The following is a 9,033-nucleotide window of genomic DNA, read 5'->3' as shown; positions in this document are numbered from 1 at the left end:
GTCAGCTCGCAATTTGAAGGCAAGTTCAACTTCCTGGTCGGCGGCATCTACGTTGATACCGTGCTGCCCGAAAACAGCTATTACGTGAACAGCTGGGGGATCGACTATCTGGTGGGCGTGCTCGGCGCGGCCAACGGAGGCTATCTCGGTACGCCGTTCTTCCGCAACAACACGCAGCGCTACACCCTCAAAAGCTATGGCCTGTTTGGTGAAGCCTATTACAACATCACCGACAATCTGAAGTTCACCGCCGGTCTGCGTTACAACAACGATGAAAAGGCCGTGAGCGCCCGTTCAACGCTGGCCAGCTTCTTTGTGCCGTTCGGCACCTCGGGCAGCGTTTTCAATGCACCAGCGGCGCGCAATTTCGACGGCGATCCCAACCGCGCTGGCATTCAGGCCTTCTCCGTTCGCGAAATCAGCCAGTCGGCTGTGACCGGGCGCGCGGTGCTCGACTGGAAGATCAACGAAGACAGCCTGATCTATGCGTCCTATTCGCGCGGTTACAAATCGGGCGGTATCAACCCGCCGCTGCAGCCGATCTTCGCAGTGCCAGACACATTCACACCTGAATTCGTGAACGCTTTTGAAATCGGCTCCAAGAACAGCTTCCTCGATGGCAAGCTGCGCGCCAACATCACGGCCTTCTATTACCAATACAAGGGCCTGCAGCTTAGCCGCATCACCGCCCGCACATCGGTAAATGACAACGTCGATGCCACTGTTTACGGCCTCGAAGGCGAATTTATCCTGCAGCCCACCCGGAACCTGCTGATCAACCTGAATGCCTCGTACCTGTACACCAAGGTGGCCAGCGACAAGTTCCTTGCCAACCCGCGCGATCCATCGGGCGGCCGCAGCGATGCCGTGATCATCAAGGACATTTCCAACGGCTCCAACTGCGCCGTGGTTCCGACGACTGCGGGCAACGCAGCCGGCGCCAATGGCTTTGTGGGTCAGGCTAACGCGATCATCAATGCCGGCGGCATCCCGGGTTTGCAGGCCGGCGCCGGCCTGCGCGCACCGGGCGCATTCCCGGTGGACAGCGGCCTCAACGGTGCCACCGGCGCCTTCTCGTTCTGCGGCGTCCTGCAGGCACTTGCGCCCACCTTGGGCGCCGCCTTTGGCGGTGTGCAGATGTTGCCAGAAGGCGTGTTGACCAACCTGCGCGGCAACCAACTGCCGCAGGCGCCAACCTACAAGTTCTCGGCGGGTGCGCAGTACACGTTCGAATTGGGTGATATGAACCTGATCCCGCGCGTTGACCTCGCCCACACTGGCGAAAGCTTTGGCAACATCTTCAACGGTTTCATCAACCGCGTGCCAAGCTTCACCGTGATCAACGCCCAGGTTCAGTTCAACGGCCCGGACGACAAATGGTATATCCGCGGTTTCGTGCAGAACCTGACCAACAACAGCGCGGTAACCGGCCTGTATGTCACCGACCAGTCGTCGGGCCTGTTCACCAACATCTTCACGCTGGAACCTCGGCGTTATGGTGTGGCCGCCGGCTTCCGCTTCTGACCTAACTTTGCAAGGTTGAATTCGGGCGGGGCGGCTGGCAACAGCCGCCCCGTTTGGTTTTTGAAGCAGCCGGCGCACGGAGGCTGCGGTCCAGGCCCAGCCATTGACTTTTGCTGCCCTGCCCCGCATGGGACCCTTGAATAAATCCGGGCGGCACGCCGCCCACATTCACAGGAACACGATGAGCTTTTCCGACCTGGGCCTTTCCGATGCCCTGCTGCGCGCCGTTGCAGACAGCGGCTATGACACGCCCACCCCCATCCAGCGCCAGGCCATCCCGTCGGTGCTGATGGGCAAGGATATCATCGCCATCGCCCAGACCGGCACCGGCAAGACCGCCAGCTTTGTGCTGCCGATGATCGACATTCTCGCCGAAGGCCGCAGCCGCGCACTGATGCCGCGCAGCCTGATCCTCGAACCTACCCGCGAGTTGGCGCAGCAGGTGGCGGAAAATTTCGACAAATACGGCAAGAACCACAAACTTTCGATGGCGCTGCTGATTGGCGGCGTTTCAATGGGTGATCAGTTGGCAGCGCTGGAAAAGGGCGTGGATGTGCTGATCGCCACGCCGGGCCGCCTGATGGACCTGTTTGCACGCGGCAAGATCCTGCTGTCGGGCTGCGCCATGCTGGTCATCGACGAAGCCGATCGCATGCTCGACATGGGCTTCATCCCCGACATCGAAACCATCTGTTCCAAGCTGCCCAAGTCGCGGCAGACCCTGCTGTTTTCCGCCACCATGCCGCCGCCGATCAAGAAGCTGGCCGATCAATTCATGGACAGCCCCAAAAGCATCGAGGTCGCCCGCGCCGCCAGCACCAACACCGATATCACCCAGTGGGTGGTGGAAACCACCAGCCGCGACAAACGCGATCTGCTGCGCTCCATCCTTGCCCAGGACGACGTGAAGACCGCCATCATCTTCTGCAACAAGAAGACCATGGTGCGCGAACTGGCTGACATTCTCAAACGCGCGCGCCTGCCCGTGGGCCAGATCCACGGCGACATGGAACAATCGGACCGTATCCGCGAGCTTGACCGCTTCAAACAGGGTGACATCCGCCTGTTGGTGGCATCAGACGTGGCAGCGCGCGGGCTGGACGTGCCCGGCGTGTCCCACGTGATCAATTATGACATGCCGTGGCACCCGGACGATTACGTGCACCGCATCGGCCGCACTGGCCGCGCTGGCCGCACCGGTGTCGCCATCAGCTTTGCGACGCCCGAAGATGCGGAAAACCTGTCTCAAATCGAAAAGCTGACCCGGCAGAAAATCGCGCGCTGGACTGGCGCAGCCAAGGCAGCCGAAGTTACGGTGCCGCCGCCAGCAGCAGCTGTCGCCGTGGCAGCGCCTGCTGAAGAACGCAGCGCCGGCCGCCCCGACAACAAACGCGACGAGCAGAGTGACGACAAGGGCGAAGAACGCAGCGATCGGCGCCGCGCCCGCCAGCCGCGCCGCGAACGTGCCGCTGATGAAGTGCCGGCCGCAGCAGCCCCTATCGTTGCCGAAGCCGGCACCGAAACCGAGCCGGCGCCGCAGCAGGATCGCCGCCGCCGCGCCGGGCAGCCCGCCCGCGCCGAACAGCCCGCCCGCGAGGAGCGTGCACCCCGCGAAGCCCGCCCACCTCGTGAAGAGCGCGCGCCCCGCGAAGAGCGCCCACCTCGTGAAGAGCGCGCACCCCGCGAAGAGCGTCCACCTCGTGAAGAGCGCGCACCTCGTGAAGAGCGCGCACCCCGCGAAGAGCGTCCGGTGCGAGCCGAGCGCGGCCCGCGCACCGAAAAACCACGCAACGTGCGCCAGGCCGCAGCCGGCGATCCCCTCGCCAGCTACCGTGCCATTGCGCTGGCCCCGCCGCCGCGCCGCGGTGATGATGGTGACGGCGAACGCTTTACCGGCTTTGGCCCGGAAGGCGTGCCCGGCTTCCTGTCGCGGCCAATCCGCACCGACGCCTGATCACATGCTTGTCTTTGCTCCGGCCATCGCCAGGCTCAGGGCTCACTGATAACAGCTAGAAGATAACGGCTGCGGCGATGCAGATGGCGGACATGAAGGTGTGGGCGCATCGGCCATAGCGGGTGTGGATGCGGCGCCCGCATCTGCGCATCCGACAACCAGATCAAATCGCTCATGACAACGCCACCTCAGCGCAGCAATTGCGCCAATCAGTCGTCACCGATGCAAGCTCTTTAATGGGTCCTGAGCATAGCTCGAATCAAATTTCATGCGCATAATTGTTCGTTATCTTGCTCATAGTCGCTCCACCTTCTCAGGAGTTGGAGCCTCCGGCAAACCCGGCGCGGTTCAACTTGGTGCGCCCCATCAGCAAATTACCGCTCCCCACCCCATCTCGGATACTGCACACACCCCAACCAACCGGGAACAAAGGTCGCCGCTGCGTGCTGTCCTACTCGGGCAAAGCCAGTCATCATGGCGCCGTCCGGCGATATGGCGTCAGCGGTGCGAGGCAGTGTGAAAATCCTGTATCCCACACAATTCGGCCAAACCGTCAAAACTGGGCGGGCACAGCGAAGGGACTGCCCGAAAACAAACGGGTGCGGGGACCGAGTCCCTGCCTGCCGGAGGCCCTTTTCGTCTCCCTAAAAATCCGCCCCCTCAGGCCGCTGAAAACCCCGCCAGCCCCAGGCCGTGCGCGTCCAGTTCGTTCACCCAGCGGCTGATCAGGGGGCGTTCGTCGGCGGCGATGAAGGGGTTCCAGGTGTCGAGGATCAGCACCGCGCGCAGTTCGTCCGTCGGATTGTGGGCTTCGTGTTCGATAGTGTCGTCAAAGGCGAAGGCCTGGCCTGGGGTCCACGGGCGGGTGTCATTGCCGACGCGGAACCAGCAGCCTTCGGGCACGATCAGCGGCAGGTGGATGATGCTGCGGATGTTGGTGGCGCCGGTGTGCGGCGGGATGACGGTGCGCGGTTTCAGCAGCGAGAAGAACGCCGTCGGCCCGCGGCCCGGCAGATCGAACAGCGGCATGCGGCCAAGCACTTCGGCCGTGTTCGGACACAGCGCGCACATCGCTTCGTCGCGGGTGCCGTGGTGCAGGAAAAAACGCGCCGCCCAGGCATCACTGTGATTGAGCTCGCGCCACTGGTTGACCGGCACGCCGGGCGGATAATTGACATAGGGCGCAAAACCGTCGCCGCCCGCCGCCAGCAGCGCCTGCAATTCAGCGCGGATCAGCGGGGTGGCGGCCTCCAGCTCGGCCAGCCAGGGGAAGAGATCACGTTCAAAATACTGGATGGCCGGCATGTAGGGATAGTGCAGCGCCAGCGGCTGATGCACGTAAATGCGGCGGCGACCAAGCTGCGCCTCCACCGCATGGCGCACCCGCATCGCCGCTTGCGGCGATGCTTGGGCCAGTTCGTCGGTGAGCGCGCCGTCAAGGCGTGCTGCCAGCGCAGCATTTGCAGCCTCCAACACCTGAGTGGCGTGATCAAGACCGGCAGCAAAGCCGGGGCCCACCGGTTCACGCGAGTCGACGGCGGCGACAAGCCGGCCATAATCCGCGAGCGCTTCAGCCGTGCGGCCCTGATTTTCGTGCAGGCGGCCGCGGGCCAAAAGCGCGTGGGCCATATAGGGATCGCGGTCCAGTGCTGCATCCAGAGCGTCCTGCTGCGCCGCCGGGTTTCCAGCCAGCGCGTGGGCATTGGCCAGATTATAATGCAAAATCCCCGCCGCCGGGTCGACCGCAGCCGCCGCTGCAAATGCCGCAACGGCACGCGCCGCATCGCCCTGGCTCAACGCCGCCATGCCTTGCTGATTGAGGACTGTGGGATCGTTAGTCATTCGGGCTTCCGGGTGCAGAATGTGGTGGGCGCTTGATAGACCAGCCGCAGCACTGCCGCAGCAGAAAATCGGCGGCTCTGGCCAGTTGCTGCCAACACGGTCTATCGTGCTGCGAAATTGGGGGGCGATGGGGATATTGCAGCACGCAGCCGCATCACTACCGGCCGGAGTCGATTTACTGGCCGAACTGGATACCAGCGCGCTGGCTGCATTCGCCGCGCTGAGCGAACCATTTGCTGCGCCAGCCGGCACGCGGCTGTTTGCCCAGAACAACCAAGCCGATGGCCTGTATCTGCGCACCCACGGCAGCGTGGCGGCGATCGGGCGCACACTGGGCGATGGCCATATCAAATTGGCACTGATCGGCACGGGCGGCGTGCTTGGTGAATTTTGCCTGCTAGATGGCGGCCGGCGCTCGGCGGATGTGGTGGTGATGGAGGGCTGCCAGGGCTGGCGCATCGATCTTGGGCTTTTTCCCGGCCTGTTTGCCGCTGGCGATGCCGTGGCCGGCGCTGCAACTGGTGCGCTGCGCCGGCAGGTGGCGCTGCGTGCTCGCGCGCTGGTCGATACATTTGCCGCCGCAGCGCCCTCTGAAACGCCGCCAGCCTTGCCTGTCACAATACCCGCAGGGGCGGCGCAACTGGCCGCTCGCTTGCACAATTTTTCCGGCTTCGATCACTTCGATCCGGCGATGTGGGAAGCGTTGGCTGCCGCCGGCCACGGCCATGCTGCCTATCGCGGCTTGTTGCTCATCGCGGCGGGGCAGGCGCCAGCCGGGCTGTGGATTGTGCTGCGCAGCGCCCTGCAATGGCAGGCGACTGACGGCATATAACTGCTGGTGCATGGCCCTGGCGCGCTGGTGGGCGGCGCGCCGTTTGTGCTGGGCAGCGGCTGGAATGCCCGCCTGCTCGTGCGCGAATCCGCTGAACTGTTGTGTGTGCCGCCCTGCCCAGTCAACCTGGCCGGCTTTACCAGGCACTCAGCCAGATGCTGGGGGCCGCGTTGGTGCGCGATCAGCGCAGACTCACCCGGGTTCGCGCTCGCCTCACCGTGCTGGGGGCCGCCTGATGTGCCGGATTGCTGGGTTATGTCGGGGCACCGGTGGTGCTGGATAATCTGGTGGTGCGGCCGGACAATGCGCTGCTCAATCAGACGTCCGATGCGCAATTGCTGGCCATGCTCAATCTGGCCGGCTTCGGCGTTGCTGCGTGAAATGACGATCTGGCCAGCAGCCATTTGCCACTCACGTTTCATTCCACCAACGTCGCGGTGTTCGACGCCAATCTACGGGCGCTGGCTGCCAGGCTGAAAGTGCGCAGCCTCGTTTCCCGCCTGCGCGGCGTGCCGCTGGATGGCAGCGCCGCCATCAACCAACAAAGCCTGCACCCCTTCCACATGATCGGCAGCCCGCTGACGCTGGCCCACAATGGCGATCTGGCAGAGTTTAGAGCGCTTCCCGATCAGTCTGCATCATATCCGCTGTTGTCGAAGTAGTTCGCGCATTCCTGTGGGGAGTAGAGGTAAGGATGCGGCCGATGGCGTTCCACAGTCCGTGAATGGTGAGCTCGGCCGCTTTGCGCAGGTGGGCCTTCAGTTTCGAGAATGCCTGTTCGATCGGATTGAAGTCGTGACTGTAGGGCGGAAGGAAGAGCAGCCTGGTGCCCATGACCTCGAGGGCGGCGCGCACGGCGGGCGCCTTGTGGCTCGACAGATTGTCCATGATCACCACATCGCCCGGCGACAACTCCGGGACGAGAACGCGCGAGACATAGGTGGTGAAGGCATCGCCGTACATCGGCCCGTCGAGCACCCACGGCGCGACCATCCCGGTTCGCCGCAGGCCGGCAACGAAGGTCGTCGTTTTCCAGTGCTCGTGCGGCACCCCGGCCCGTAGCCGTTCGCCGCGCCGGCACCGGACATGGCGGCGCGCCATGTTGGTGGACGCCCAGGTCTCGTCGATGAACACCAGCCGCTCGGGATCGAGGTCGAGCCGGCTGTCGAACCACTCCTCGCGCTGCTTCGGGACGTCGGGACAGTCTTGCTCGATGGCGTGCGCGGCCTTTTTTACACGTGATTCGGTGGCGGTCGAAGAACCGCCACAGCGTACCGGTGCCGACGGGCGTGCCGCGCCCGGCCAGCAGGGCCTGAAGCCCGACCAGCGTTATGTCAGTCTTCGTCTCGATCGCGCCCAAGATGAACAAAGCGCGCGCCTCGATCCTGGCCGAACGCCGGTCGCCGCCCTGGACCTTGGCCGCTGGCGTGCCGTGACGAAGCGTCAGTTGTCGCCAACGGATCGCACTCGCCGCGCTGACCCAAAACCGTATCGCCTTCTCCGCTGGCATGGAGCTTGAATCAGAGAACCCGCACCTTGTGAATCTCCAACGATTCAAAACGCCCGGAAACCGCTCTAGTGAGCGCGTCGGCGAGACCGGGCTCGCCCAGCCAGCGCGCAGGCGGAAAGCTGCCGGCATTCGGTGTCGCGCAGCTGTGCTCGATGCCACCAGTGGAATTAAGCGAAGTCAACGCGTTTCAGCCTTGGCCGAGGTCGGAGCAAGCCGATGGCTGCCTGCGTGTTCCTGCAGATTGTTTGAGGCAGCAGTGTGAGATCGTAAACAAAACTTGGTGTACGTCTTCAGCCACCCAGGCGCCTTACCGCTGCGTGCGCTGAGAAGATGGTGGCGGAATTTGGCGATTTTAGGCGCGTTGCACCAACATCGATGTCGGCTCAATCAAGGGTGGCGCTACTGACGCCGAAAAGAGCGGGCGATCCTGGTGCAGACCGGTCTCCTTGGCGGCTAAAAAGAGCACGACGTGCTGCTTTTGGGCTTCAGCGTGAAAATCAGACTGGTGATTGCACCTTGGCTGGCAACGGCACTTGAGCCATTGCCGTGTGCCGAACTGACAATGGCTAGAGAAATGACACAAAAAACCCCGCCGAAATAACGGCGGGGTCTAGAATGGTTGCGGGGGCAGGATTTGAACCTGCGGCCTTCAGGTTATGAGCCTGACGAGCTACCGGGCTGCTCCACCCCGCGGCAAACTATGAAAAGGATTGGCGGATAAAGCCATTGTGGCACACCCGCTCCAAAGACAAGTGAATGAGTTTGTATTCCTGCTGACTGCCGGCTGCAAGGCCTGGCGGCGACCTACTCTTCCATCGCTTAAGCGAAAGTACCATTGGCGCAGCCTGGTTTCACGGCCGAGTTCGAGATGGGATCGGGTGGGTCACAGGCGCTATGACCACCAAGCCATGAAGCCGGCAAACAGGAGGAATTTTGAACGATGACGTATGCACAGTGATGTCGTTGATGGTGGGATCTTCAGGCGTGACCAGAGTAATTAGGACCGGTTAGCTGAATGCATTACTGCACTTACACACCCGGCCTATCAACGTGGTGGTCTTCCACGACTCGATGAGATCTTATCTTGAGGGAGGCTTCCCGCTTAGATGCTTTCAGCGGTTATCCCGTCCATACATAGCTACCCTGCTGCGCCACTGGCGTGACGACAGGTGCACCAGAGGTATGTTCATCCCGGTCCTCTCGTACTAGGGACAACTCCTCTCAAATCTCGACGCCCACGGCAGATAGGGACCAAACTGTCTCACGACGTTCTGAACCCAGCTCACGTACAACTTTAATTGGTGAACAGCCAAACCCTTGGGACCTGCTCCAGCCCCAGGATGTGATGAGCCGACATCGAGGTGCCAAACG

General features: G+C 62.7%; 6 protein-coding genes, 1 tRNA gene, 2 rRNA genes and 1 pseudogene. 5 read left to right on the top strand and 5 right to left on the bottom strand.

Annotated features, from left to right (window positions below):
- Positions 1-1,524 (top strand): TonB-dependent receptor domain-containing protein (locus ACESL8_RS01845; protein ID WP_372915312.1); only part of this gene is annotated, 1,524 nt, incomplete at its 5' end.
- 181 nt (positions 1,525-1,705) lie between these two features.
- On the top strand, positions 1,706-3,478 hold the full coding sequence (locus tag ACESL8_RS01840) for a DEAD/DEAH box helicase (protein ID WP_372915310.1): 1,773 nt from the start codon (positions 1,706-1,708) through the stop codon (positions 3,476-3,478).
- Between the two features lie 660 nt (positions 3,479-4,138).
- Here the strand turns inward: ACESL8_RS01840 and ACESL8_RS01835 are convergent.
- A complete protein-coding gene (locus ACESL8_RS01835) occupies positions 4,139-5,320 on the bottom strand; it encodes an aspartyl/asparaginyl beta-hydroxylase domain-containing protein (protein WP_372915308.1) in 1,182 nt (393 codons plus the stop codon).
- A 106-nt stretch (positions 5,321-5,426) separates the two neighbouring features.
- On the opposite strand from ACESL8_RS01835, the gene ACESL8_RS01830 reads away from it, so the two are divergent.
- The 3 genes from ACESL8_RS01830 to ACESL8_RS01820 all read left to right on the top strand — a co-directional run bounded on the left by ACESL8_RS01830 (position 5,427) and on the right by ACESL8_RS01820 (position 6,814).
- Entirely contained in the window at positions 5,427-6,152 is a 726-nt protein-coding gene (locus ACESL8_RS01830; RefSeq protein WP_372915306.1) for a cyclic nucleotide-binding domain-containing protein, read from the top strand.
- 245 nt (positions 6,153-6,397) lie between these two features.
- Positions 6,398-6,532, top strand: a complete 135-nt coding sequence (locus ACESL8_RS01825) for a hypothetical protein (protein ID WP_372915304.1) — start codon at positions 6,398-6,400, stop codon at positions 6,530-6,532.
- A 24-nt stretch (positions 6,533-6,556) separates the two neighbouring features.
- Entirely contained in the window at positions 6,557-6,814 is a 258-nt protein-coding gene (locus tag ACESL8_RS01820; protein WP_372915302.1) for a hypothetical protein, read from the top strand.
- On the opposite strand, the pseudogene ACESL8_RS01815 reads toward ACESL8_RS01820, so the two are convergent.
- The 4 genes and pseudogenes from ACESL8_RS01815 to ACESL8_RS01800 all read right to left on the bottom strand — a co-directional run.
- A pseudogene (locus tag ACESL8_RS01815) lies at positions 6,781-7,662 on the bottom strand (IS630 family transposase). The gene ACESL8_RS01820 and the pseudogene ACESL8_RS01815 overlap by 34 nt on opposite strands.
- 616 nt (positions 7,663-8,278) lie before the next feature.
- Positions 8,279-8,355, bottom strand: a tRNA-Met gene (locus ACESL8_RS01810).
- Positions 8,356-8,453: 98 nt separating this feature from the next.
- Positions 8,454-8,568, bottom strand: a 5S ribosomal RNA gene (rrf, locus tag ACESL8_RS01805).
- Between the two features lie 72 nt (positions 8,569-8,640).
- A 23S ribosomal RNA gene (locus ACESL8_RS01800) occupies positions 8,641-9,033 on the bottom strand; the annotation flags it as partial.

It is taken from the genome of Sandarakinorhabdus sp. (assembly GCF_041689835.1).
Lineage (GTDB): Bacteria > Pseudomonadota > Alphaproteobacteria > Sphingomonadales > Sphingomonadaceae > Sandarakinorhabdus.
The sequence above is the reverse complement of the archived record's forward strand: the minus strand, read 5'-3'. Positions and strand labels throughout refer to the sequence as shown.